This is a genomic window from uncultured Jatrophihabitans sp., from assembly GCF_964251945.1.
In the GTDB taxonomy this organism is placed as follows: domain Bacteria; phylum Actinomycetota; class Actinomycetes; order Mycobacteriales; family Jatrophihabitantaceae; genus Jatrophihabitans.
In genome coordinates, this window is record NZ_CAXULP010000003.1 from 1 (window position 1) to 25,460 (window position 25,460).

A 25,460-nucleotide genomic window follows, 5' to 3' on the forward strand; every position below is an offset into this window, starting at 1 on the left:
AACCGTAGACCTTCTCCTTACCATGGAGACGCTCTGCCGACTGAGCTAAGGGGGCAGTCGCCCGCGCCCGAACGGGCACGCGCGCCAGCCCGGTACTTTACACGCCGCAGCGGCACGAATCCCCGGCCGCGGGCCCGGCGGACCCCGTGCTGATCGACCTCACTACCCCGGATCACCTTTTTCCCGCCGCTGTTGGCATCATTACGCTGTGGGCCCGCCAGGCCGCTGATCGTCTCGCCTGTGAGGAGCGCTTCGATGATCGAGTCAGAGCTCGCTGTGCTGCATCGCACCCTCGACGAACTGCGAACCGCGGTGGACTCCGTCCGGGGGCGCTACGGTGACATCCCGGCGGTCAAGCGGCTGCTCGGCGACGTCGAGCGTTTCGACCTCGACGCGGCCGACCTGCGCGACCTGACGCCGCTGGCAGGCATAGGGGTGCCGGCCCCGGGCGAGGTGCTCGTCCTGGACGACACCCCGCACGACCCCGCCCTGTGGGTCGGCGCGGACGACGAAGGGCTTGGTGGCTATCACCGGTGACGCGCGCGACGAGTCTGCAGGCGGGGACGGGCGCCCCTGGTCGAGCGAGCATCGGCGTCCGGACGCTGCGCACCGACAACTGGTGGCGGGCGCCGCTGGTCACGTTCATCCTGCTGACGATCTGGGTCGCGTACGCGACGGTCCGCGCGTTCAGCCAGCACGCGTACGCGGCGACGCAGGAGCACTACCTGTCGCCGTTCACCTCGCCGTGCGTGACCGCGAGCTGCCCGGCGGAGTTCCGGGATTTCGGCACGTGGTTCGGGCACTTCCCGCCGTTCGTGCCGCTGGCGATCGTGACGCTGCCCTTCCTGCTCGGCTTCCGGCTGACCTGCTACTACTACCGACGCACCTACTACCGGGCGTTCTGGGCCTCGCCGCCGGCCTGCGCGGTCGCCGAGCCGCACGCGAAGTACACCGGCGAAACGCGGTTCCCGCTGATCCTGCAGAACCTGCACCGCTACTTCTTCCTGGCGGCCGGCGTCATCTCGCTGTTCAACACCTGGGACGTGATCCAGGCGTTCCGACCGGTCGGACACACGTTCGGCTTCGGCCTCGGCACCATCGTCATGCTGGTCAACGCGACGTTGCTGTGGGCGTACACGCTGTCCTGCCACTCCTGCCGGCACATCGTCGGCGGCCGGCTGCGCAACTTCTCCGCCCACCCGATGCGCTACGCGGCCTGGGGCTTCGTGTCCAAGCTGAACGCCCGGCACATGCAGCTGGCGTGGACCACGCTGGCCACGCTGATGCTCACCGACGGGTACATCGCGCTGGTCTCGTCCGGCGCGTTCAACGACCCTCGCATCGTCCACTGAGAGGACGGTCGTCATGACAGCCGCCGCAGCAGCGCCCCGTGCGGGCCTGGAGAAGCACAGCTACGACGTCGTCGTGATCGGCGCGGGCGGCGCCGGCCTGCGCGCGGCGATCGCCGCGCACGAGGCCGGCCTGCGGGTGGCGGTGATCTGCAAGTCGTTGTTCGGCAAGGCGCACACCGTCATGGCCGAGGGCGGCTGCGCGGCTGCGATGGGCAACGCCAACAGCAACGACAACTGGCAGGTGCACTTCCGCGACACGATGCGCGGCGGCAAGTTCCTGAACAACTGGCGAATGGCCGAACTGCACGCCAAAGAGGCGCCGGACCGCGTCTGGGAGCTCGAGACCTACGGCGCGCTGTTCGACCGGACGAAGGACGGCCGGATCAGCCAGCGCAACTTCGGCGGCCATGAATACCCGCGGCTGGCGCACGTCGGCGACCGCACCGGCCTCGAGCTGATCCGCACGATGCAGCAGAAGATCGTCTCGCTGCAGCAGGACGACGCGAAGAAAATCAACGCGCCCGGCGCGGACGACGGCCGGTTGAAGGTGTTCGCCGAGTTCACCGTCACCGAGCTGATCACCGACGCGCGCGGCGCGATCGCCGGCGCGTTCGGCTACTACCGCGAGACCGGCGAGTTCGCGCTGTTCAAGGCGCCGGCGGTCGTGCTGTCCACCGGCGGCATCGGCAAGTCCTTCAAGGTCACCTCCAACTCCTGGGAGTCGACCGGCGACGGCATGGCCCTCGCGCTGCGCGCCGGCTCGAAGCTGCTGAACATGGAGTTCGTCCAGTTCCACCCGACGGGCATGGTCTGGCCGCCGTCGGTGAAGGGCATCCTCGTCACCGAGGGCGTGCGCGGCGACGGCGGCGTGCTGCGAAACTCCGAGAACAAGCGGTTCATGTTCAACTACGTCCCGGACGTCTTCCGCCAGCAGTACGCGGACAACGAGGCCGAGGCCGACGCCTGGTACACCGACCCCGACCACAACAAGCGCACGCCCGACCTGCTGCCGCGCGACGAGGTCGCGCGGGCCATCAACTCCGAGGTGAAGGCCGGCCGCGGGTCGCCGCACGGCGGGGTGTTCCTCGACATCGCCTCCCGGCTGCCGCGCGAGGAGATCCTGCGCCGGCTGCCCTCGATGCACCACCAGTTCAAAGAGCTCGCCGACGTCGACATCACCGCCGAGCCGATGGAGGTCGGGCCGACCTGCCACTACGTGATGGGCGGGATCGAGGTCGACGCGGACACCGCCGCGGCCACCGGCGTGCCCGGCCTGTTCGCCTCCGGCGAGGTGGCCGGCGGCATGCACGGGTCGAACCGGCTGGGTGGCAACTCGCTGTCGGACCTGCTGGTGTTCGGCAAGCGCTCCGGCGAGGGCGCTTCGGCATACGTCAAAGCGCTGCGCGGCCAGTACCCAAAGGTGACCGACCAGCAGGTGGCGGCGCTGTCGCAGGCGGCGTTGGCGCCGTTCGACGGCATCGGCGAGACGGCGTATGAGATCCACGAAGAGCTGCAGCAGTGCATGAACGACCTCGTCGGCATCATCCGCAAGGCGGCCGAGGTCGAGGACGCGCTGGAGCGCCTGGAGAAGCTCAAGGAGCGCGCCAAGCACGTCTCGGCCGCCGGCACCCGACGGTTCAACCCGGGGTGGCACCTCGCGCTCGACCTGCGCAACATGCTGCAGGTCTGCGAGTGCATCGCCCGCGCCGCGCTGATCCGGGAGGAGTCGCGCGGCGGACACACCCGCGACGACTACCCGAAGATGTCGGCCGAGTGGCGCAAGGTGAACCTGCTCTGCTCGCTCAACGACGCCGGCGACGCGATCGACGTCGTGCAGCAGCCGATGCCGCCGATGCGTCCGGACCTGCTCGAGCTGTTCAAGCGCGACGAGCTGTCGAAGTACTTCACCAGCGAGGAGATCACCGACGTGACCGAAGAGCTCCCCGCGCCGGTGGCCGAGGTGAACGCATGACGACCGTGAACGAGGGCGAGGTCTCGGCGGAAGAGGCCGTCGGCCGGGTGCAGGACAAGGCGGCCAGCGACAAGACCAGTTACGCGGCGCACTTCCGGGTGTGGCGCGGCGACGCCGAGGGCGGCGAGCTCGTCGACTACACGGTCGAGGTCAACGAGGGCGAGGTCGTCCTCGACATCATCCATCGGCTGCAGGCCACCCAGGCCGGCGATCTCGCGGTGCGCTGGAACTGCAAGGCCGGCAAGTGCGGGTCGTGCAGCGCCGAGATCAATGGCCGGCCGCGGCTGCTGTGCATGACCCGGATGTCCACGTTCACCGAAGCCGAGGTGATCACCGTGACGCCAATGCGGACGTTCCCGGTGATGAAAGACCTCGTCACCGACGTCTCGTTCAATTACCGCAAGGCGCAGGAGGTGCCGGCGTTCGCGCCGCCGCCCGGGCTCAAGCCGGGCGAGTACCGGATGGGCCAGGTGGACGTCCAGCGCTCGCAGGAGTTCCGCAAGTGCATCGAGTGCTTCCTGTGCCAGGACGTTTGCCACGTCATCCGCGACCACGAGGACAACAAGGAGTCCTACGCCGGGCCGCGGTTCCTGATGCGGATCGCCGAGCTGGACATGCACCCGCTGGACGCCCTCGACCGGCAACACGTCGCGCAGGACGAGCACGGGCTGGGGATGTGCAACATCACCAAGTGCTGCACCGAGGTCTGCCCGGAGCACATCAAGATCACCGACAACGCGCTGATCCCGCTCAAGGAGCGGGTCGTCGACCGCAAGTTCGACCCGATCGTGATGATCGGCAACATCCTGCGCCGCCGCCCCAACTGACCCGCTGTCGTCGTCCCAGTCAGCGATACACCAGCGAAACCTCGGGCGAACTAGGCTGACTCGATGCCGGACGTGCGGACTCTCGGCGTCGAGGAAGAGCTGCATGTCGTCGACCTCGGCACTGGACAGCTCACCGCGCGCGCCCCGGAGCTGCTGCGCGGCCTGCCGGACACCGGCTTCTCCTTCGAGCTGCAGCGCAGCACCGTCGAGACCAACACCCCCGTCTGCGACACCCTCGAGGATCTGCGCGTCGAGATCGTCCGGCTGCGCGGCCTCGCCCAAGACGTCGCCGCGGCGTCCGGCCTGGGCTTGGTCGCCACCGGCACCGCGCCGCTGTCCCGGGTCGGCGACTTCGAGCTCACCGCCCTCGGCCGGTTCAGCCGGATGCAGCAGGACTACCGCTTCCTGGTCGACGACCAGCTGATCTGCGGCCTGCAGGTGCACGTCGGGGTGGACGATCGCGACCTGGCAGTGCGAATAGCGCAGCGCGTGTCCCCTGATCTGCCCACCCTGCTCGCGGTCAGCGCCAGCTCGCCGTACTGGCACGGCACCGACACCGGATACTCCAGTTTTCGCACCATGGTGTGGCAGCGCTGGCCCACCGCAGGCGGCTTCGGCCGGCCGGATTCGGCGGCCGACTACGACCGCCTCGTCGGCGACCTGATCGGCGCCGGGATCATCTCCGACCCCAAGATGGCGTACTTCGACGTCCGGCCGTCCGCGCACCTGCCGACCGTCGAGCTGCGGGTCTGCGACGCCTGCCCGCTCGTCGACGACGCGGTGCTCATCGCCGGGCTGTTCCGCGCGCTGGTCGCCGAGGCGGTGGCCGCCGACGAGCGCGGCGAGCCGATCCGGCACCGTCCCGAACCGGTGCACCGCGCGGCAATGTGGCGGGCCGCGCGCAGCGGCCTCGCCGGGCAGTTGCTCACCCCGGAGTCGCGCCCGCAGGCCGTCGCCGCGGCCGACGTCGTCCGCGGCCTGGTCGAGCGCGTCGGCGACCACCTCGACGACGCCGGCGACCGGGACGCCGTTCAGGAGCTCACGATCGGCCTGCTGTCCCGCGGCGAGTCGAGCAGCCGGCAGCGCGCCCGCTTCGCCGAGCGCGGCAAGATCTCCGACGTCGTCGCGTCGGCGCTGGCCGAGACCCGCAGCGACGCGAGCCCGCACATCGAGGCCCCCCGGGTCAGCGCCGGCTACCCGGAGTCGCCCGACGACGAGGCGCTGGCGGTGTCCGGCATCCCCTACCCGTCCTACCGGCCGGTGTTCGCGGTGTTGGACGACCTGGCCGCCGCGGAGCTCGCCGCGCGGGTCGAGCTGCTGCGCGACAACGCACTCGCCGACGGACTCACCTACGGCGTCGGCGGCGAGCAGCGACCGTTCCCGGTCGACATCGTGCCGCGCATCGTGCCGGCCCACGAGTGGGCGACGCTGGCGGCCGGCCTGACCCAGCGGGCTCGGGCGATCGAGCTGTTCCTGCGCGACGTGTACGGCCCCGCGCGCATCGTCGAGGACGGGCTGCTGGACTGGGCGACCCTGCACGAGAGCCCAGGCTGGAACGAGGCCGCGGCGAAGCTGCCCAAGGGCGTCGTCAACGCCCCGGTGATCGGCTTCGACCTGGTCCGCGACGCGCTCGGCGGCTGGCGGGTGCTCGAGGACAACACCCGGGTGCCCTCCGGCGTCGGCTACGCGATCGGCGTGCGCCGGCTCATGCGCGAGGCGCTGCCCGAGCTGACCGGCGACGTCGCGGTCCGCGACCCGCGCACCGCGCTGGGCCTGATCGGCCGCACCCTGCGCGAGTGCACCAGCCGGCCGGACCCGGTCGTCGCGCTGCTGTCCGACGGCGCGGACAACTCCGCCTGGTACGAGCATCGGATGATCGCCTCGCAGGCCGGGCTGCTGCTCGTCGAGCCCAGCCAGATCGAGGTCGCCGGCGGCAAGGTCCTCGCCGCCGGACGCCGGGTGGACGTGCTGTACCTGCGGCTCGGCGTCGAACTCGCCGAGCTGCACACGACGCAGGGCGAGATGATCGGCGCGCGCATCCTCGAGGCCGCGTACGACGGCGCCGTCGTGCTCGCCAACGCCCCGGGCGCGGGCGTCGCCGACGACAAGGCGCTCTACTGCGTGCTGCCCGACCTCATTCAGTACTACCTCGACGAGCGGCCCCTGCTCTCCCCCGTCCCGACCTACCGGTGCGGCAACCCGGCGGAGTTCGAGGCCGTCCTGCCCCGGCTCGACCAGCTCGTCACCAAGCCGGTGGACGGCTACGGCGGCGGCGACGTGCTGATCGGCCCGGACGCGAGCAAGCAGGAGATCGACGAGCGCCGCCGCGCGATCGAGGACGCGCCGAAACACTGGATCGCGCAGGAGGTCGTGGCGCTGTCGACCCACCCGACCTTCGCCGACGGCCGGTTGCAGCCCCGGCATGTCGATCTGCGCGCCTTCGTCTACCTCAGCGGCACCCGCGCCGACCAGGTCCACCTCGCCGACCTCGCGCTGACCCGGGTCGCGCCGGCAGGCAGCATGGTGGTGAATTCGGCGCGCGGCGGCGGGGCGAAGGACACCTGGATAATCGACGGGGAGATCACCGACGCAGAAGGGGTGTGAGGTCGGCCGGTGTGCGGTTTGGCGGGTGAGATTCGGTTCGACGGTCGCAGCGCCGACCTCGGCGCGTTGCAGCGCACCTGTTCGGTGCTCGCGCACCGCGGCCCGGACGGCGACGGGTTCTGGGCGTACGGCCCGGTCGCGCTCGGGCACCGCCGGCTGGCGATCATTGACCTGTCCGCGGCCGGCGCGCAGCCGATGGTCGACTCGCAGCTCGGCCTGACGACGATCTTCAACGGCTGCATCTACAACTACGAGGCGCTGCGCGAGGAGCTGATCGGCCGCGGGCACTCGTTCTTCTCCCACGCCGACACCGAGGTGATCGCCAAGGCCTACGCCGAGTGGGGCCTGCGCTGCGTCGAGAAGTTCAAGGGCATGTTCGCCTTCGCGATCCACGAGCGGGCGAGCGGGCGGCTGATCCTGGGCCGCGACCGGCTCGGCATCAAGCCGCTCTACCTCGACCAGACCGCCGACCGGCTGCGGTTCGCGTCGTCGCTGCCGGCGTTGGTCGCGGCCGGCGGGGTGGACACGAGCATCGACAAGGTCGCGCTGTCGCACTACATGACGTTCCACTCGGTGGTGCCGGCGCCGCGGACGATCCTCAACGGCGTCCGCAAGCTGCCGCCGGCGACCGTCCGGGTCGTCGAGCCGGACGGGACGTTCGCCGACACCGTGTACTGGGATCCGCCGTTCGCGCGGTCCGCCGAGCGCGCCGGCTGGTCCGAACGCGAATGGCAGGACGCGCTGATCGACTCGCTGCGCACCGCCGTCGAACGGCGGATGGTGTCCGACGTGCCGGTCGGCGTGCTGCTGTCCGGCGGCATCGACTCGAGCCTGGTGGTCGCGCTGCTCGCCGAGGCCGGGCAGACGGGGCTCAAGACGTTCAGCATCGGCTTCGACTCCGCGGGCGAGGAGTCCGGCGACGAGTTCGAGTACTCGGACATCGTGGCCAAACGGTTCGGCACCGACCACCAACGCATCAAGATCGACTCGAAGCGGCTGCTGCCGGCGATCGACAGCGCCATCGAGGCGATGAGCGAGCCGATGGTCAGCCACGACTGCGTCGCGTTCTACCTGCTCAGCCAGGACGTCGCGAAGTCGGTGAAGGTCGTGCAGTCCGGGCAGGGCGCGGACGAGGTGCTCGGCGGCTACGACTGGTACCCGCCGATGGCCGGCGTCGACCGAGCGGACGCCGTGGACGCCTACGCCAAGGTGTTCTTCGACCGGCCGTTCGGCGAGCTCGCGACGCTGCTGAACCCGCAGTGGCTGATCGACGCCGACGATCCCGGCGCGCCGCACCAGTTGATCTCGGGGCTGTTCGGCCGGCCCGGCGCGGACACCGCGCTCGACGCCGCGCTGCGCAACGACACCGAGATCATGCTCGTCGACGACCCGGTCAAGCGCGTGGACAACATGACGATGGCCGCCGGCCTCGAGGCGCGCGTCCCGTTCCTCGACCACGACTTCGTCGAGCTGGCGGCGGCGATCCCGCCGGAGCTGAAGCTGGCCGACGGCGGCAAGGGCGTCATGAAGCGCGCCGCGCGCGGCATCGTCCCGGACGAGGTCATCGACCGCACGAAGGGCTACTTCCCGGTGCCGGCGATCCGTCAGCTCGAGGGGCCGTACCTCGAGCGGGTCCGCGCCGCGCTGACCGACCCGGCGGCGCAGGCCCGCGGGCTGTTCCGCCGCGAGGCCGTCGACGCGCTGCTCGCCGACCCCAACCGCACCCGCACGACGCTCGGCTCGAACGCGCTGTGGCAGCTGGCGCTGCTGGAGATGTGGCTGCAGAAGATCGGCGTCGGGTAGCCATGCCCGTCGTCGAACCGGCCGCGGCGTGGAATGCGGTCGAGGCGCTCGCGCGCGACCTCGTCGCCGCCTACGGCTGCTGGGCCCCGACGCTCACTCCAGATGGCGGCCGGGTCGCCTACGTCGGCGACCGCAACGGCGCGCCGCAGCTGTGGGTGCGCGACGTCTCGCCGGACGCCGCCGCGACCCACCTGCCGCTGAGCGACGACCCGGTGCTGGCGGTGCACTGGTCCCCGGACGCGCAGTGGCTGTCCTGCTCGGTGGCCACCGGCGGCGGCGTGCGCACCGAGGTGTGGGTGGTGCGCCCGGACGGCAGCGGCGCGGCCCGGGTCGCCGGCGGCGAGCAGCACGCGATCCTCGGCCCCTGGGCGCGGCTGGGCCACGGGCTCGTCGTCACGATCTGCTCGGACGAGCCGGGCACGCCGAACGAGTGCCTGCTGATCGACCCGGCCACCGGCGAACGCGAGTTGATCGCGACCGGCTGGCTGATCCACATGCTCGACCTCGCCGCGGACGGCCGGTTCGCGCTGGTGCGCGACGGCACCCGCGGCGCGCAGTTCTGCCGGCTCGTCGACCGCGTCGTCGACGCCGACTATCCCGTGCTGCCCTACCCGCAGACCGGCTCGACCGACAGCGGCCTGCTGCGTGCGGCGCCGCCCGGCTGGACGGAGTACGCGCGGGTCGCCTACCTCGTGACCGACGCCGGCCGGCCGCGCCGGGAGCTGCTGGCGATCGGCTTCGACGGCGACGGCCGGCGGATCGCCGCCGGCGCGCTGGCCGCCCGGCAGGACGCAGAGCTGGAATTCGCCGACGCGGACGCCGCGGGCCGCTGGCTGGTGCTGGTGTGGAACGTCGACGGCCGCAGCGAGGTGGAGCTGCTGGAGACCGCCAGCGGCGACCGGTACGCCTGCCCCGGACTGCCCGGCGACGTGGTGGCCGGCGTGGTGATGGCCCGCGACGGAAGCGCCGCCGTGCTGTCCGTCGAAAGCCCCGTCGGCCCGCGCCGGCTGTGGCGCCTCGGGGTGCGCGACCAGCTCTGGACGCCGGTCACCGAGGCGGCGCTGGCCCCGCGCGGCGACCTCGTCTATCCCGAGCTGATCCGCTACGACGCGCACGACGGCCTGCCGCTGACCGGCTGGCTGTACCGGGCGCGCAGCCGGCCGGGGGCGCCGCCGCCGGGGACCGCGCCGCCGGCGATGTTGAGCCTGCACGGCGGGCCCGAGGCACAGGAGCGACCGGTGTTCACCCCGCAGCACCAGGTGCTGGCCGCCGCCGGGATCACGGTCTTCGCGCCGAACATCCGCGGCTCGTCCGGCTTCGGGCACACCTTCGTGCACGCCGACGACCGCTGGGGGCGCCTCGACGCGATCCGGGACATCGCGCAGTCGGCGTGGCTGCTCGACGCGCACGGCTGGGCCGACCCGGCCCGGGTCGCGGTGACTGGGCGGTCATACGGCGGCTACGCCACGCTGATGGCGCTGGAGCACCACGGGCAGCTGTTCGCCGCGGGCGTCGACATCTGCGGCATGTCCGATCTGCTGACGTTCTATCGCGACACCGAGCCGTGGATCGCGGCGGCGGCGGTGTCGAAGTACGGCGACCCGCGCCGCGACGCCGCGCTGCTGGCCGAGATCTCGCCGCTGGGCGCCGCCGAGCGCATCCACTCGCCGCTGCTGGTCGTGCACGGCGAGCTGGATACCAACGTGCCGCGCAACGAGGCCGTGCAGATCGTCGACCGGCTGCGCGAGCTCGGCCGCGACGTCGAGTACCTCGAGCTGGCCGGCGAGGGCCACGAGTACCGGCGGGTCGAGTCGAAGCTGCGGCTGCTGCGGGCGCTGACCGAGTTCCTGTCCCGCGCGCTGTCGCCAGAGAAGGCCGCCGTCTCCGGCTGACCTCGCCGGTTTCGTGCGTCAGTGGTCAGTTCGCGCGGTCAGTGGTCGCCCAATCACGACCACCGACCCGCGAAACTGACCACTGTCGCGACGGGCCGTGGCTCAGGCGGCGGCGTACTCGGCAGCGACGGTCGAGGCGCTGAGGACCACCGGGAAGATCGCGACGTCGCCGATGCTGCCCTTCAGGTACTTGCTCGTCGGCGCCCCCGCCCACGAGGCCGAGATGTTGTCGCCGCCGACCCGCCAGTAGCCGTCGTAGGCCTGCCCCTTGGTCGCAGCCGTGCTCGACGCGACCTGGGCCCCGTCGACGTACAGGACGAGGCCGCCGGTGCCCAGCGACGCGGCCACCAGGTGCCACGCGCCGTTGTTCACCGTGGAGGTCGAGCTCACCGTGACCGCCTTGCCGCCGGAGTACACGCCGAAATACACGTGGCCGGCGTTGTCCAGGTAGAGCGAGCGGTCGTTCTGCGCCGAGGATCCGGTGGTCGCGCTGCCGAAGCCGAGGATCTTGCCCCCGGTGGTCGACGTCGTGTTGACCCACGCCGAGTAGGTGAACGTGTTCGGCCCGGCGATGGCCGTCTGCGTCGATCCGGAGCCGGTCGAGGTCCCGTTGAACCCCGACGCTGTCTCGCCGGACACCGGGCCGGCCACGCCGCGGGTGACGCCGGCGCCCACCACGAGCGGGTTGGTCCCGACGCTGGAGGCAGAGGTCGTCCCAGACGCCTCGCCCAGGGTCCAGTAGCTGGACGCGCCGTCAGCCAGCACCTTCTGGTCGTACCCGGTGCCGTTGTTCGCCGGCGGCGTGCCGCCACCGCCGCCGGGCGGGGTGGTTGACGACGCCGCGGCGTACTCGGCCGAGACGGTGGACGCGCCGAGCACCGTCGGGAAGACCGCGACGTCGCCGATCGCGGCGTTGAGGTACTTGCTGGTCGGCGATCCGGGCCAGGACGAGGAGATGGAGTCGCCGCCGACCCGCCAGTAGCCGGTGTTCGTCTGACCGCTGGTCGCGCCGGTGCTGGAGCCCGCCTTGACCCCGTCGACGTAGAGCGTGAGCCCGCCGCTGCCGAGCGAGCCGGTGAGCAGGTGCCACGTGCCGTCGTTCACGGCGGCGCTCGAGTTCACCGTCACGGCCTTGCCCCCGGAGTACACCCCGAAGTAGGCGTGCCCGGCGTTGTCCAGGTAGAGCTGGCGGTCGGCCTTGGACGACGAGCCGGTCGCGGCGTCGCCGAAGCTGAACAGCTTGCCGCCGGAGGTCGACGTCGTCTTCACCCAGGCCGAGATCGTGAACGTGTTCGGCGCGGCGACCGCGGTCTTCGTGGCGCCGAAGCCGGTGGAGGTGCCGTTGAAGGCCGACGCCGTCTCGCCGGACACCGGGCCGGCCACCCCGCGGGTCACCCCGGAACCGAGGGTCAACGGGTTCGTGCCGACGCTGGAGGCCGCGGTCGACCCGGACGCCTCGCCCAGCGTCCAGTAGCTGGACGCGCCGTCGGCCAGCACCTTCTGGTCGTACGCCGTGCCGCTGGCCGCCGTACCGCCGGGCGTGGTCACCGTCGCGGCGGCGCCGGTGACGGAGTTGCCGTTCGGGTCAGTCGCGGTCAGCTGATAGGTATACGAGTTGCCGGCGGTGAGGCCGCTGTCGGTGTAGGACAGCGTGGGCAGGCTCCACCACTCGGAATCCTGCGCCGACGTCCAGATCTGCTGGCCGTTGCGGGTCAGCGTGTAGGTCAGCGTCTTGTCGTCGCGATCCCAGTTGGCGCCGAACGTGACTCCGACGACGCTGCCGGACACCGGGTTCAGGTTGGGCTGGAAGCTCGTGCCGGTCAGCATCGGGCCCTGCTTGCCGGGGTTGCCCGCTGCGCCGCGCACGGCGAAACGCACCAACCCGGCCTGCGGCGAGTTGTTGACCGTGGGGAACTCGCCGCCCTCGACGATGTAATTCGAGTTGCCAGTGATCGTCCACGCCGCCTGGCTCTGCCCGGTGACTGTGCCGTTGGTGAAATCGGGGAACCAGTTGATGATCGACGGCGCGGGCTGGCCGGCGAAGTCGTTGTAGTTGCCGGCCATCGAGTTGGGCAGCAAGGTGCCGGTCGCGTTCGCGGTGAATGCCACCGAGTGCCGGTACTGCCACGGGTCGTAGACCGGCCAGCCGCCGTCGTTCGCGCAGAAGTGCGCGTGGCTGACGGTGTAGACGATGTTGTTGACGCCGAAGACGCCATAGGTGTCGCCGTGGCAGTCCTCCAGCCAATTCAGCGAGCCGTCAGCGGGGTTGGCCGACCACGCGCCCTCATAGGCCCGGGTGTCCTTGCCGCCGTAGTTGTAGCCCGAGCCGTACACGGCGTTCGCGTCCGCGGACAGGCTCTCAATCGCCGAATTCGAGCCGTAATCGCGCAGCGTCTGGTTCACCGCCCACGGCACAGACGCGCCGCTGGCCGCGTCGACCGCCCCGATCCCGAAGGACTCCACACCGTTGAGGTCGTCGAACGCGCCACCCACGACGACCTTCGACTTGTCCGGCGTCAACGTCATCGCGTTGACGGTGTAGTCGGCGCTCGGCGCCCACGCGGTGAGCCCGCCGGCCGGCGTGTAGGCCGCCAGTCGGCTGCGCGCGACGCCGTTGGCGGTCGTGAAGGCGCCGCCGGCATAGAGCGCCGTGGGCGTCGCGATGAGCGACTTCACCGTCGTGCTCGCGTTGGCGGTGAACGTGCTGATCGGTGCGCCGGTCGTCGCGTCGAGCGCCGCGATGTGGCTGTGCGTCTTGCCGTTGACGGTGGTGAAGTCGCCGCCGATGTAGATCGTCTTGCCGTCCGCGGACGCCGCGACGGCCGTCACCTGGCCGTTGAGCAGCGGGTTGAAGGCCGTGATCAGGTTCCCGGTCGTCAGGTCGTAGGCGAGCATGTCTGTGCGCGGCGTCTGGTTCGTGCCGGCCGCGCTGCCGTACGGACGAGCGTTGGCGAACTTGCCGCCCACGTAGACGGTGTTCCCGACGATCACCTGCGTCCAGGCCACGCCGTCCATCTGCACCGTCGGCAACGCGTCCGCGGTCACGTTCGAGGCAGACGGCTGCTGAATCGGGCCAGGGCCGGTCGCCGCGGCCGCCCGCGCCGGCTGGGCGAGCGCCGAGACGAACGCGGCGATCGCTGCCAGGACGGCGACAAGCGCGATCCACCGGCGAGCCGACCGCGTGGCGAACGGCGACACGTTCGCAGACATATTCCAGGCAGCCGGCACGGCCACCCACCCCCAAGACCTCTGAGCGAGCCCCCCCGGACCCGACTATCACACAAAAGGTTAACATCCGCGGCGTTAGCGTGCACCTCGAACTGGGCATTCTTATCAATTCTGGCGGCAGCGACCGCCCTTGTCGCTGGCTTCGTCGCGGCCGCTTCGGACAGCACGCCGCGCAGGCGGACAGCCGGGGACCCGATCACCGGCGCGTACGCTTTCGGCAATCGATTAGCTCGGTCGAGGAACTTCGCGGGCGAGCGGCGACAGCCCTCACCCTCGTGCGCGAGGTGAGGGCGAAGGAGTCGTAGAGGTTGGACGCGGGCCGACATTCCGTCCGCAGACGGCGACCCGCTGCGACTGGCGAGCCGGAGCGCCGGGAGAGCAGCGCCGACGCGGCTCGATCCGCGCTCACCCTCGGCCGCGGACAATTCCGGCCGGACATCCAAGGTCTGCGCGCGCTGGCCGTGATGATGGTCGTGGTCTACCACCTGTATCCCCGGTTGCTGCCGGGCGGATACGTCGGAGTGGACGTCTTCTTCGTCATCTCCGGCTTTCTCATCACCGGGCACCTGGCGAACGTCCAGCACCGGGAACGACGAGTCAGGCTGGTCGACTTCTACGGTCGCCGAGCGCGGCGGCTGATGCCCGCCGCGGCGTTGGTGCTCGCGGTCACGTGGCTCACGGCGCGAGTGGTGTTGCCGGTGACGCAGTTGCCGGACACCGCGACGCAGGTGCGAGCGAGCGCGCTGTACTTCCAGAACTGGGAACTCGCGCGCAACGCGGTCGACTATCTGACGTCGAGCAATGCGCCGACGCCGGTCCAGCATTTCTGGTCCTTGTCGGTCGAGGAGCAGTTCTACCTCGTCTGGCCTGCGCTGTTCCTCGTGTCCGGCCTGGTCGCGCGCCTCGGCGCGTCAGGCCGCGATCAGCGCTACGCCTCTCGGGCGCGCGTCACCATGGCGGCACTGGCGACGGCCGTCATCGGCGCCTCGTTCTGGTACTCGGTGCACGAGACGAGAGTGGACGCGGCCGCGGCGTACTTCGTCACGCCCACGCGCATCTGGGAACTCGCCTGCGGCGGCCTGCTGGCACTGCTCAGCGGCCGGGTCAGCAGCCTGCTCACCCGCCTCGGCCCGCTGTCCTGGCTCGGACTTGCGCTCATCGTGTGGTCCGCATTCTTTTTGAACGACTCGTCCGCCTTCCCCGGCCACCTGGCTCTGCTGCCCGTGGCCGGCTCGACGCTGGTGCTCGCGTGCGGTTCCGCGCGCGCACGGCTGGGGACGGCGAAGGCAGCCTCCGTGCGCCCCGCCGTGTTCCTCGGCGACATCTCCTACTCGCTGTACCTCTGGCACTGGCCGTTGATCGTGTTCTGGAAGACCTACTCCGGCGCTTCGATCGGGGCGCTGGACGGACCCGCCATCTTCGCGGCCTCGGTCGTCCTGGCATGGCTGACGAAGGTCTTCGTCGAAGACCGGGTCCGCCTCTCGTCCTTCATCGCGGGTCGGCCGTGGCGCTCGCTTGCGACGGTGACGGCCGCGATCGTCCCGGTCGCGCTCGCTTCGTTGTGGATCGCCGACCGGCCGGCCCCGTACACGGCGGTCAGCGACAGCCAGCATCCCGGCGCCGGGGCCCTCACGACGAGTGCCGGAGCCGTCGCCCCCAGGAGTGCGAGCCCGCCCGCGCACGCGTCCCTGGCGCCTCCGATCGCGGCCGCGGCCACCGACTACGAGGTCGCCTCGAACGACCGCTGCCAGGCCAAATACAACGCAGTGACCATGAAGACGTGCGTCTTCGGCGACACGACGGCCCCCGTTCAGACGGTCGCGCTGGTGGGTGACTCCGTCGCCGGCGAGTGGTCGTCCCCGCTCGCGGACATCGCGAAGCGCAAGCACTGGAAGCTGGTGGTCGTCACGCACAGCTCGTGCCCCTGGACGTCGACGATGGTGACGCAGACCGGACACACGAAGCCCTACACCGTGTGCGCCGATTGGGGCCGCCGCGTCCTCGACTACCTGACCAAGACGCTCAAGCCGGACGTCGTCATCGCCACCGACCGCCCGGCAAACGGCATCCCCTCCCACCCGAAAAACAGCGCGCAGACGCGGTCGGCGATAGGCGCGGGCATGGCCGACTACTGGAACCGCCTGACGAAAGCGGGCATTCGCGTCGTCGGCATTCGGGAGACCCCGGAGATGCACAAGGACATCCCGACCTGCCTGGCCAAGCACGGGAACACCGTCGCATCCTGCTCGGTGCCGGCGGCTGAGGCGATCTATCCGAACACGGCGATCCAGAAGGCGGTCCAGCAAACGCCCGGCGCCAGCATCATCGATATGAACACGCTCATCTGCAGCGCCGCCACGTGCTCGGCCGTGGTCGGGAACATCATCGTCTACCGCGACACGCACCACCTGACCGACACGTACTCGCGATCGCTGGAGCCGTATCTGCAGCAGAAGCTGTTGGCGACCGGCAAGTTCACGGCGTCGTAGCCCGGGAGCCGACGAGGTCCGGGTCAGGTCCGGTCTTGCCGAGGTCGGTGGCGGGTGTTGGGTTTGAACCAACGTAGGCTGAGCCGGCGGTTTTACAGACCGCTCCCTTTGACCACTCGGGCAACCCGCCGTGCGCCGGATCGCTCCGGCGGACGGGACGAAAGCTTACCGGAGCCTCCGCAGGCGGTTCGCCGCGCGATCCGCCGGCCGCCGCCGAGCGGGCGCCGCGGCACCGGAAAGGACAAGCAATGGCAGACCCATCGTTCGACATCGTCAGCAAGATCGACCGGCAAGAGGTCGACAACGCGCTGAACCAGGCGGCAAAAGAGCTCGCGCAGCGCTTCGACTTTCGCGGCGTGAACGCGTCGGTCGAGTGGTCCGGCGAGCTCGGCATCACCGTCAAGGCGGACACCGAGGAACGCGCCAAGGCCGCGCTCGACGTCCTGAAGGAGAAGCTGGTCAAACGCTCGATCTCGATGAAGGCGCTCGACGCCGGGGAGCCCAAGGCGTCGGGCAAGCAGTACGTCATCGCCGCGACGCTGCGCCAGGGCATCGATTCCGACCATGCCCGCTCGATCGCCAAACTGATCCGCGACGAGGGCCCGAAAGGCGTGCAGGCGCAGATCCAGGGCGATCAGCTGCGGGTCTCGGGCAAGAAGAAGGACCAGTTGCAGGAGGTCATCGCGCTGCTCAAGGGCGCGGACCTCGAGGTGCCGCTGCAATTCACCAACTACCGCTGAGCCGAGTCGAACGTCACGGCCCGCTCTTAGCCTGCTCATCGCGGACAGGCGCGACGATGGAGCTGCGCGGGCGATCGTTTCATTGATTCTTCGAACGGGGGAAAGGCGTCATGACTCCAGCAGCGGCTTTCGCCAAGATCACGCAGCAGCTCGACGTGAACGAAAACGTGGTCACCTGGTCCGCGGCGCGGCTTCGCAAGCAGGACGCGCGCGGCCGGGCGGCGGAGTCGCTGGCCGGCGCTGCCGCGCTGACCCGCGAGCGGGTGCTGTTCGCCGGTTCGGCGGGCGATGACGAGTCGTTCCTGTCCATCCCGCTGGACAGCGTCGCGTCCGTCGGTCTGCGGACGACCCGCCGAGATCGGTTCACCGTGATCGCCCTCGAGCGGGGCCCCGAGCACCACCTCGACCTGCCAACCTCGTTCTACGCGGCGCTCACCCCGTAGTTTCGCTTCTCCTGGTTGCGTGACGTCGAAATTTGGCCCGAAAATGAGCAGCACGCAACCAGGAGAAGCGAAAGTGCCGGGCGCACGTCCGGACTCGGCGAGATGGCGGCCGGGCTATCCACAGGCACTGACGACGCGCGCGCCGGCGGCCTAGCGTTTGCGACGTGGCGCTGCACGTGGAACCGGACGTCGAGGACTACCTCGACCACCTCGTCGAGGTGAGCGAGCCAGGCGTCAGCAGGCTCGGCGAGCCCCGGCTGCGGCAGGCTTTATGGCTGCAGGCGGCGGCGGACCTACGCCGGGCGGCGGGCGGCGCCGAACTCGCGGTGGCCGTCGAGGTGGCGCTTCGGCAGGGCTTCGTGCTGACCACGGCGCAAGCCCGAGCCGCCGGTGTCACGCCGGGTCGATACCGCACGCTTCTCCGCAAGCGGCTCTGGACGCAGCCTCGTCGTGGCGTCCTGTCGCCGCTGGCGCCGACGCCTCCGCGCACGCCGAGGTTCGGCCCGAAGCCGCGGCCCGGTGGCAGCGCCTTCGTCCCGCACGGACACGCCGTCCAGATCCACGCCACGGCCGCCTCGCTCGTCCGGCCGGACACGTTCGTCAGCCACGAGTCCGCCGTGGCCATGTACGGGCTGCCGACGCTCGGGACACCCCGGTGCCCGACGCTGACCGCGATCGAGATCGCCCGCTCGGTCAGCTCGTCGACGGCAATCGTGCGCGGCGTCGGCATCCGGGCGGACCACGTGACCGGTTGGTTCGGCGCGCCGGTGATGACGCTGGAGCGGACGGTGATCGACGTCGCGCGCAACGGCGGGGTGGCTGCGGGGCTGATCGCGGCCGACGCCGCGCTCAACGACGGGCTGACGACCCGCGACGCCCTGCTCGCAACGCGTTTCGAGCTCGCGCGGCGTCCCGGGATCAAGAGCGCCGAACGGGCATTGGAGCTGGCCTCGCCGCTCGCGGAGTCCCCGCTCGAGTCGCTCACCCGACTGTGCCTGGTGAACGCCGGCCTGCCGACGCCCGAGCTGCAGGTCGTGCTGCAGACGGGGCGTGGCGACTTCCGCGTCGACCTCCTGTACCGCCGCCAGCGGGTCGTCGTCGAGGCGGACGGCGAGCTGAAGTACCAGTCCGGACAGGCGCTGACCGCAGAGAAGCGCCGGCAGGAGGCGTTGGAACAGGCGGGCTGGACGGTCGTTCGGGTCAGCTGGCAAGAGGTCCGCGGCGCGCCACACGAGGTGGCCGGGCGAGTGCACCGGGCGCTCAACCGCCCCCGTTTCGCCGCAGCCTGAGGACACGACAAGACACGGCAGCGCGGTCGCGCGGTCGCCCCGCCGCCCGCAGCCCTCCGCTCTCCGCCCTCCGCTTCTCCTGGTTCCGTGACGTCGAAATCGGGCCCGAAAATGAGCACCACGCAACCAGGAGAAGCGAAAGTGCGCGGGCGCGGGAGCGAAAAACGGGCGGGCGGGGTAGGCCGGCGCTCGGGCTGGCAAGCTGGCAGCGTGCCGGGATTCGAGGTCGAGCGCTCCGGGAAGCTCGTGCGCCGGTGGCGGTGGACGGCCGATGCCGAAGAATCTGACGACGAGCCGGGCACTGGGCTCGCGCTGAGCCGCCGCTCGGCCAGGCGCGCCGCGCAGGGTTATCCGCCGCGGGCGGTGTTCACCAGCGCGCTGCTGATCGTGCTCGGCCTGCTGATGCTCTATCTCGCCCACGAGGCGCAGGCGTCGCCGTGGATGTACGTCTTCGCCGCCGCCTACATCCTCGTCGGGGTGTTCCTCGCGGTGAAACCCGGCCGGCCCCGGGTCGGCGCCGCTCGCCGGCGCAAATCCTGACCGCTGCGCGGCGCCGGCTCAGCGCAGGTAGCGGGGGTCGGTGCGCGCCATCTCCTCCAGCCGCGCGATGCGCGCGGCCATCGGCGGGTGCGTCGAGAACAGCGAGCGGACGCTGCTGCCGAACGGATTCGCGATCATGAGATGGCTGGTGGTCTGCAGCCGGGGCGTCTTGCGCAGGCTGACCCGGTTGGTGCCGGCCTCGAGCTTGCGCAGCGCCGAGGCTAGGGCGAGCGGGTCGGCGGACAGCCGCGCGCCCGACTCGTCGGCCTGGTACTCGCGCGAGCGGCTGATCGACAGCTGGATCAGGCCGGCCGCCAGCGGGCCGAGGAAGACCATGAGCAGCGCGGCGAACGGGTTGCGGTCGCGATCGTTGCCGCCGCCGCCGAAGAACATCGCGAAGTTCGCGAGCATCGTGATGCCGGCGGCCAGGCAGCCGGCGACCGAAGAGATCAGGATGTCGCGGTTGTAGACGTGGCTGAGCTCGTGGCCGAGGACCGCGCGCAGTTCCCGCTCGGACAGGATCTGCAAAATCCCGTCGGTGGCGCAGACGGCGGCGTGCCGCGGCGAGCGGCCCGTGGCGAAGGCGTTCGGCGCGGCCGTCGGCGACACGTACAACCGCGGCATCGGCTGCCGGGCGGAGGTCGCGAGCTCGCGCACGATCCGGTACATCGCCGGCTGCTCGGCCTCGCTGACCGGCCGGGCGCCCATCGAGCGCAGCGCGAGCTTGTCCGAGTTGAAGTAGCTGAACGCGTTGATCGCAACCGCGATCAGCAGCCCGACGACTGCGCCCCCTGTGCCGTAGAGCACCGAGCCGACGACGACGAACAGCGCCCCGAGCACCCCGAAGAGCACGGCTGTCTTCAAGCCGTTCTGCACGCCATGCATGTGGGGTCAACGCTTGGCGGGCGGCGCCGCGTTCCCTGTCGACCGAGCGTTCCCTGTCGACCGAGCCTTCCCAGCGACCGAGCGTTCCCAGCCCCGCGGGCGTTCCCGCCGTCTGCGAGGATGCCGCGGTGAGCGCGACAGACCACCTCGTGGATGCGAATCAGCAGTACGTCGAGCGCTTCTCGGGCGCCCGGCCGGCCCGGCCCAGGCTCCAGTTGGCCGTGCTGACCTGCATGGACGCCCGCCTGGACCTGTTCGGCGCGCTCGGCCTCGACATCGGCGACGCCCACCTGCTCCGCAACGCCGGCGGGATCCCGACCGATGACGCGCTGCGCTCGCTCGCCATCAGCCAGCGGGCCCTCGGCACCCGGGAGATCGTGGTGATCCACCACAGCGAGTGCGGCATGGACGGCTTCGACGACGGGGAGTTCCGCGCCAAACTCGAGCAGGAATCCGGGGTGGCGCCGAGCTGGCGGGTGCCCGGCTTCACCGACCTCTACGCCGACGCGAAGCAGTCGATCAGGACAGTGCGCAACTGCCCTTGGCTGCCATTCCGCGACGACGTGCGCGGCTTCGTGTTCGACGTGGCATCCGGCGCGCTGACCGAGGTCACCGCCGACTGAGAGCCGATCGAAAACCGACGGGCGAAACCGCCTACGCGGCCTGCCACCTGAACGACGTCATCAGCGCCTCGACCCGGCGCTCGAGCTCGTCGTCGGCGTCGCGGGCCATCACGAATTCGGCGAGCAGGGCGAGGTTCTGGTCGCCAGGGGCGGGCATCACGTAGCGGCGCATGCCCGGCGAGCTCTCCTCGTCGAGCAGCTCGTGCGCGGCGGCGCCCGGGGCCACCTGGCGGACGTCGAGAGCCTCGTCGTCGTCGATCAGGCCAACGGTCAAAGCGCCGGTGGCCTCGCAAATGTCGTCCTCAATCACGAGGGTGCTGAGCACGGCGAGCAGCGGCGCGCCCGCGACGTCGTCGGGCAGGCCCGCCTCGGTGGGGCTCACAACCAGCCAGTCGCGACAGTCCATCTCGAACGCCGGCAACACCAGATCCGTCATGACATGTTCCCTTTGCGCTCGCCGGTGGGCCTCGGTAACAGCACCTATTCCCTCGACAACGGTGTACCCGGCGTTGGGGACACGCTCACGATCGAAATCCACAGGACGAACCGGGCAAAGCCCGCAAAAGCGGGCCGATGAGAGCCACGCCACCGGCACCGGAGCGGCCAGCGACCGTAATATGGCCAGGTTGCGACGGCAATTCCGCACCCGAGTCGGAATCCGTGCGCGGCGACCTCGACGGCTGGAGGCTCAACCCCGCATGGCGAAGAACGTCGAACAGCTGGACAGAGTGGTCATCCGCATCGCCGGCGACTCTGGCGACGGCATGCAGCTGACCGGTGACCGGTTCACCCAGGAGACCGCGGTGTTCGGCAACGACCTCGCGACGTTCCCCAACTTCCCGGCCGAGATTCGCGCGCCGCAGGGGACGCTGGCCGGCGTCTCGTCCTTCCAGCTGCACTTCGCCGACCATGACATCCTCACCGCGGGCGACCGTCCGGACGTGCTGGTCGCGATGAACCCGGCGGCGTTGAAGGCCAACTTGGGCGACGTGCCGAAGGGCGCGACGCTGATCGTGGACACGCACGACTTCACGACCCGCGCGCTGGCCCGGGTCGGCTGGTCGTCGAACCCGCTCGAGGACGGCGCGCTCGACGGCTACACCGTGCACGCCGTCGACCTCACCCAGCTCACCCTGGACGCGTTGGAGGGCTCGGCGCTCTCGCGCAAGGACGCGGGCCGCAGCAAGAACATGTTCGCCCTCGGCCTGCTGTCGTGGATGTACTCCCGTCCCACCGAGGGCACGATCAACTTCATCCGGACGAAGTTCGCCCGCAAGCCCGACATCGCCGAGGCGAACGTGACCGCGTTCAAGGCGGGCTGGAACTTCGGCGAGACGACCGAGGCGTTCGCGGTCTCCTATGAGGTGAAGCCGGCGCCGCTGAAAACCGGCGTGTACCGCAACATCTCCGGGAACCTGGCGTTGGCGTACGGGCTGATCGCCGCCGCACAGCGCGCCGAGCTGCCGCTGTTCCTCGGCGCGTACCCGATCACCCCGGCAAGTGACATCCTGCACGAGCTTTCCAAGCACAAGCGGTTCGGCGTGCGGACCTTCCAGGCCGAGGACGAGATCGCCGGCATCGGCGCGGCGTTGGGCGCGGCGTTCGGCGGCTCGCTCGCGGTCACGACGAGCAGCGGGCCGGGGATCGCGCTCAAGGGCGAGACGATCGGCCTGGCCGTCTCCCTCGAGCTGCCGCTGCTCATCTGCGACATCCAGCGCGGCGGCCCGTCGACCGGCCTGCCGACGAAGACCGAGCAGTCGGACCTGCTGCAGGCGATGTTCGGCCGCAACGGCGAGGCGCCCGTGCCCATCGTGGCCGCGCAAAGCCCGGGCGACTGCTTCGACGCCGCGGTGGAGGCGGCGCGGATCGCGTTGGCCTACCGCACGCCGGTGTTCCTGCTCTCCGACGGCTACCTGGCCAACGGCTCCGAGCCGTGGCAGGTGCCGGCCGTCGAGGCGCTGCCGGACCTGCGGGTCGAGTTCGCCACCGAGCCGAACGGCGACGGCACGAACGGCGGCGCCGAAGGCGTCTACCTGCCCTACCTGCGCGACCCCGACACCCTCGCCCGGCCCTGGGCGGTGCCGGGCACGGCCGGCCTCGAGCACCGGATCGGCGGCATCGAGAAGGCCGACCGCACCGGCAACATCAGCTACGACCCGGACAACCACGACTTCATGGTCCGCACCCGGCAGGCGAAGGTCGACGGCGTCGCCGCCTCCTACCCGCCGATGAGCGTCGACGACCCGGATGGGGACGCCCGGGTGCTCGTGCTCGGCTGGGGCTCGACGTACGGGCCGATCGGCGCGGCCTGCCGCCAGGTCCGCGCGACCGGCGCCTCGATCGCGCAGGCGCACCTGCGGCACCTCAACCCGTTCCCGAACGACCTGGGCGAGATCCTGGCGGGTTACGACAAGGTCGTGGTGCCGGAGATGAACCTCGGCCAGCTGGCGACGCTGTTGCGTGCCAAGTACCTCATCGACATCCTGTCGGTCACCCAGGTGCGCGGGCTGCCGTTCAAGGCAGACGAGCTCGCCGACATGCTCTCGGGCGTTATCGGACATGGAGAGTGATCGGACATGACTGAACTCGGACTCAAGCCGAAGGACTTCAAGACTGACCAGGAGGTCCGCTGGTGCCCCGGCTGCGGGGACTACGCGATCCTCGCCGCCGTCCAGGGGTTCATGCCCGAACTCGGCGTGCCGCGGGAGAACATCGTGTTCATCTCCGGGATCGGCTGCTCCAGCCGGTTCCCGTACTACATGAACACCTTCGGCATGCACTCGATCCACGGCCGCGCGCCGGCGATCGCCACTGGCCTGTCGACCTCCCGCAAGGACCTGTCCGTCTGGGTCGTCACCGGCGACGGCGACGCGCTGAGCATCGGCGGCAACCACCTCATCCACGCGCTGCGCCGCAACGTCAATCTGAAGATCCTGCTGTTCAACAACCGGATCTACGGCTTGACGAAAGGCCAGTACTCCCCCGTCTCGGAACTCGGCAAGATCACCAAGTCCTCGCCGATGGGCTCGATCGACGCGCCGTTCAACCCGGTGTCCGTGGCGCTCGGCGCGGAGGCCACCTTCGTCGGCCGCACCCTGGACTCCGACCGCAAGCACCTGCAGTCGGTGCTGCGCGCGGCCGCCGACCACCAGGGCACCGCGCTCGTCGAGATCTACCAGAACTGCAACATCTTCAACGACGGCGCCTTCGACGTCCTCAAAGACGCCGAGACCCGCGACGACTGGACCATCCGGATGGAGCACGGCCAACCGTTGCGTTTCGGGACGCCCGCCGCTGGCAGCGCGGACGGCGTTGGCTCGAAGGCGATCGTCCGCGACGAGTTCGGCGCGCTGGCCGTGGCCGAGGACGTCGCCGCCGACGACCCCCGCGTGGTGGTGCACGACGCCCACCGCACCGATCCGAGCTACGCGTTCGCGCTGTCCCGCATCCAGAACATGGACAGCCGCTACGCGCCGATGGGCGTGTTCCGCGACGTGCAACGGCCGGTCTACGACACGCTCATGAACGATCAGCTGGACGAGGCGGCGGCTGCGAAACCAGCTGGCGACGACGCGCTGCAGACACTGCTCAACGGCGCCGACACCTGGACCGTCGCGTAGTGCACAGCAGCTGACGAATCTGGGTAGACTTAACACTAATCATATCTGCGTCGAGTGGGGCGGTGCCTTGATGACACCAGGACAGGCGATTCGTCGAGTCCAGGACCAGTTGCACGACGGCGAGACGGTGCGCCGTTGGGGTGAGGCCTCCTTGGGTGATCGGCAGGCCGGCCGCCGCGACCGCAATCCGCTGCGCGGCGCCGCGGCGGTGACCGAGGACCGGCTGATCTTCTCCGGCGGAGACGAGCCGGACGCCGTGCTCGTGTCGATCAAGCGCCCGGACATCGAGTCGGTGCACTCCTACTGGGAACGGTCGCCTGCCTACTCCATCGTCACGGTCACCGGCGACGGCGAGTACGTGTTCTTCGGCTTGTCCACATCGGTGCGCGGCGCCCTCGAGTCCGCGATCGGCTGACGCGGCTCGCGCGCACGCACCCGTATCTGCGTAGGGCGTGCTTGCCGTTGTACGCTGCCGCATTCGCGGAGGGCGAGGCGTGGGTCTGGAATGACACCGGGACAGGCGATCAGGGAGATCGAGCGACGGCTCGACCCGCACGAGTCCGTGATCAAGTGGGGCGACGCGTCGTTCGCGGACCCGCGGACGGCGCCAAGTCCGCCGCTGCTGCGCGGCGCCGCGGCGGTGACCGAGCGTCGGCTGTTGTTCATCGGCGGCGACGCAGACTCGCCGGTGGAGCTGGCGATCGAGCGCGCCAAGATCGAAGCCGTGCATTCGTACTGGGAACACAACCAGCCGCACTCGGTCGTGAGCATGTTGGACGGCGGCGAGCACGTGATCTACGGGCTGTCCACGTCGGTGCGCGGCGCGTTGAACAAAGCCGTCCCGGCCGAGGTAACCCCTCGGCCGCAGCCCAGCCCGCCACCTCGACCGCGGCCGCCCGCCGGGCAGCAGCCGCCCGCCCAGCCCACGCCCCGGCCAGACAGCCAGCCGCACTCCGGACCCCAGCCACACTCCGGACCCCAGCCGCACTCGCGACCCCAGCCGCACTCGCGACCGCGGCCTCGATCCGGCGGCGGCTAGCCAGCAGCCCGCCGCGGCCGCTCGTCGGTCCTGACGAAGCTAGGCCGACAGGTGCTACCACCCGCGAATAGGCGAGTAAGTGAGTTCAGGATAAATTGGCGGTTGGACGAGGGC

At 70.5% G+C, this 25,460-nt stretch carries 20 protein-coding genes and 1 tRNA gene; 17 read left to right on the plus strand and 4 right to left on the minus strand.

The window, feature by feature from the left end; translation table 11 throughout:
- The first annotated feature begins 255 nt into the window (after positions 1–255).
- From ACFFBG_RS07485 to ACFFBG_RS07515, 7 genes are all read left to right on the plus strand, one after another.
- On the plus strand, positions 256–537 hold the full coding sequence (locus ACFFBG_RS07485; protein ID WP_375477253.1) for a hypothetical protein: 282 nt from the start codon (positions 256–258) through the stop codon (positions 535–537).
- The gene (locus tag ACFFBG_RS07490; RefSeq protein ID WP_375477255.1) at positions 534–1,352 is read left to right on the plus strand and encodes a hypothetical protein; all 819 of its coding nucleotides are present in this window, start codon (positions 534–536) and stop codon (positions 1,350–1,352) included. Before ACFFBG_RS07485 ends, ACFFBG_RS07490 begins: the two co-directional genes overlap by 4 nt.
- A 13-nt stretch (positions 1,353–1,365) precedes the next feature.
- Positions 1,366–3,324: a fumarate reductase/succinate dehydrogenase flavoprotein subunit gene (locus ACFFBG_RS07495; protein ID WP_375477257.1), complete on the plus strand. Its 1,959-nt coding sequence runs from the start codon at positions 1,366–1,368 to the stop codon at positions 3,322–3,324.
- Positions 3,321–4,151 (plus strand): succinate dehydrogenase/fumarate reductase iron-sulfur subunit, encoded by an 831-nt coding sequence (locus tag ACFFBG_RS07500; protein WP_375477259.1) that lies wholly within the window; start codon positions 3,321–3,323, stop codon positions 4,149–4,151. The genes ACFFBG_RS07495 and ACFFBG_RS07500 overlap by 4 nt, the downstream gene beginning before the upstream one ends.
- A gap of 63 nt (positions 4,152–4,214) precedes the next feature.
- Positions 4,215–6,755: a glutamate--cysteine ligase gene (locus ACFFBG_RS07505; protein ID WP_375477260.1), complete on the plus strand. Its 2,541-nt coding sequence runs from the start codon at positions 4,215–4,217 to the stop codon at positions 6,753–6,755.
- A 9-nt stretch (positions 6,756–6,764) separates the two neighbouring features.
- Entirely contained in the window at positions 6,765–8,558 is a 1,794-nt protein-coding gene (locus ACFFBG_RS07510) for an N-acetylglutaminylglutamine amidotransferase (RefSeq protein WP_375477262.1), read from the plus strand.
- Positions 8,559–8,560: 2 nt separating this feature from the next.
- Positions 8,561–10,450: a S9 family peptidase gene (locus ACFFBG_RS07515; RefSeq protein ID WP_375477264.1), complete on the plus strand. Its 1,890-nt coding sequence runs from the start codon at positions 8,561–8,563 to the stop codon at positions 10,448–10,450.
- A 102-nt stretch (positions 10,451–10,552) separates the two neighbouring features.
- On the opposite strand, the gene ACFFBG_RS07520 is transcribed toward ACFFBG_RS07515, so the two are convergent.
- Entirely contained in the window at positions 10,553–13,660 is a 3,108-nt protein-coding gene (locus tag ACFFBG_RS07520; RefSeq protein ID WP_375477266.1) for a LamG domain-containing protein, read from the minus strand.
- 326 nt (positions 13,661–13,986) lie between these two features.
- On the opposite strand from ACFFBG_RS07520, the gene ACFFBG_RS07525 reads away from it, so the two are divergent.
- A complete protein-coding gene (locus ACFFBG_RS07525) occupies positions 13,987–16,167 on the plus strand; it encodes an acyltransferase family protein (protein WP_375477268.1) in 2,181 nt (726 codons plus the stop codon).
- 48 nt (positions 16,168–16,215) lie between these two features.
- Here ACFFBG_RS07525 and ACFFBG_RS07530 read toward each other — a convergent pair.
- Positions 16,216–16,297, minus strand: a tRNA-Tyr gene (locus ACFFBG_RS07530).
- 118 nt (positions 16,298–16,415) lie between these two features.
- Between ACFFBG_RS07530 and ACFFBG_RS07535 the strand changes: the two genes are divergently transcribed.
- The 4 genes from ACFFBG_RS07535 (at position 16,416) to ACFFBG_RS07550 (ending at position 19,179) form a co-directional block, all read left to right on the plus strand.
- Positions 16,416–16,907, plus strand: a complete 492-nt coding sequence (locus ACFFBG_RS07535; RefSeq protein ID WP_375477270.1) for a YajQ family cyclic di-GMP-binding protein — start codon at positions 16,416–16,418, stop codon at positions 16,905–16,907.
- Between the two features lie 110 nt (positions 16,908–17,017).
- Positions 17,018–17,350, plus strand: a complete 333-nt coding sequence (locus ACFFBG_RS07540) for a hypothetical protein (RefSeq protein ID WP_375477271.1) — start codon at positions 17,018–17,020, stop codon at positions 17,348–17,350.
- Positions 17,351–17,514: 164 nt separating this feature from the next.
- Positions 17,515–18,639 carry a DUF559 domain-containing protein gene (locus tag ACFFBG_RS07545; protein ID WP_375477273.1) on the plus strand — a complete coding sequence of 375 codons (1,125 nt, stop codon included), beginning with the start codon at positions 17,515–17,517 and terminating at the stop codon, positions 18,637–18,639.
- Positions 18,640–18,849: 210 nt separating this feature from the next.
- A complete protein-coding gene (locus ACFFBG_RS07550) occupies positions 18,850–19,179 on the plus strand; it encodes a hypothetical protein (protein WP_375477275.1) in 330 nt (109 codons plus the stop codon).
- Positions 19,180–19,197: 18 nt separating this feature from the next.
- On the opposite strand, the gene htpX is transcribed toward ACFFBG_RS07550, so the two are convergent.
- A complete protein-coding gene (gene htpX / locus ACFFBG_RS07555) occupies positions 19,198–20,064 on the minus strand; it encodes a zinc metalloprotease HtpX (RefSeq protein ID WP_375477277.1) in 867 nt (288 codons plus the stop codon).
- A gap of 128 nt (positions 20,065–20,192) precedes the next feature.
- Between htpX and ACFFBG_RS07560 the strand changes: the two genes are divergently transcribed.
- On the plus strand, positions 20,193–20,687 hold the full coding sequence (locus ACFFBG_RS07560) for a beta-class carbonic anhydrase (protein WP_375477279.1): 495 nt from the start codon (positions 20,193–20,195) through the stop codon (positions 20,685–20,687).
- Positions 20,688–20,718: 31 nt separating this feature from the next.
- On the opposite strand, the gene ACFFBG_RS07565 is transcribed toward ACFFBG_RS07560, so the two are convergent.
- On the minus strand, positions 20,719–21,123 hold the full coding sequence (locus tag ACFFBG_RS07565; protein WP_375477280.1) for a hypothetical protein: 405 nt from the start codon (positions 21,121–21,123) through the stop codon (positions 20,719–20,721).
- Positions 21,124–21,385: 262 nt separating this feature from the next.
- On the opposite strand from ACFFBG_RS07565, the gene ACFFBG_RS07570 reads away from it, so the two are divergent.
- The 4 genes from ACFFBG_RS07570 to ACFFBG_RS07585 all read left to right on the plus strand — a co-directional run bounded on the left by ACFFBG_RS07570 (position 21,386) and on the right by ACFFBG_RS07585 (position 25,346).
- Positions 21,386–23,257 (plus strand): 2-oxoacid:acceptor oxidoreductase subunit alpha, encoded by a 1,872-nt coding sequence (locus tag ACFFBG_RS07570; protein WP_375477282.1) that lies wholly within the window; start codon positions 21,386–21,388, stop codon positions 23,255–23,257.
- A gap of 6 nt (positions 23,258–23,263) precedes the next feature.
- Positions 23,264–24,307: a 2-oxoacid:ferredoxin oxidoreductase subunit beta gene (locus ACFFBG_RS07575; protein WP_375477284.1), complete on the plus strand. Its 1,044-nt coding sequence runs from the start codon at positions 23,264–23,266 to the stop codon at positions 24,305–24,307.
- A 70-nt stretch (positions 24,308–24,377) separates the two neighbouring features.
- The gene (locus ACFFBG_RS07580) at positions 24,378–24,722 is read left to right on the plus strand and encodes a hypothetical protein (RefSeq protein ID WP_375477286.1); all 345 of its coding nucleotides are present in this window, start codon (positions 24,378–24,380) and stop codon (positions 24,720–24,722) included.
- 90 nt (positions 24,723–24,812) lie between these two features.
- Entirely contained in the window at positions 24,813–25,346 is a 534-nt protein-coding gene (locus ACFFBG_RS07585) for a hypothetical protein (protein ID WP_375477288.1), read from the plus strand.
- The last annotated feature ends 114 nt before the right edge of the window (positions 25,347–25,460 follow it).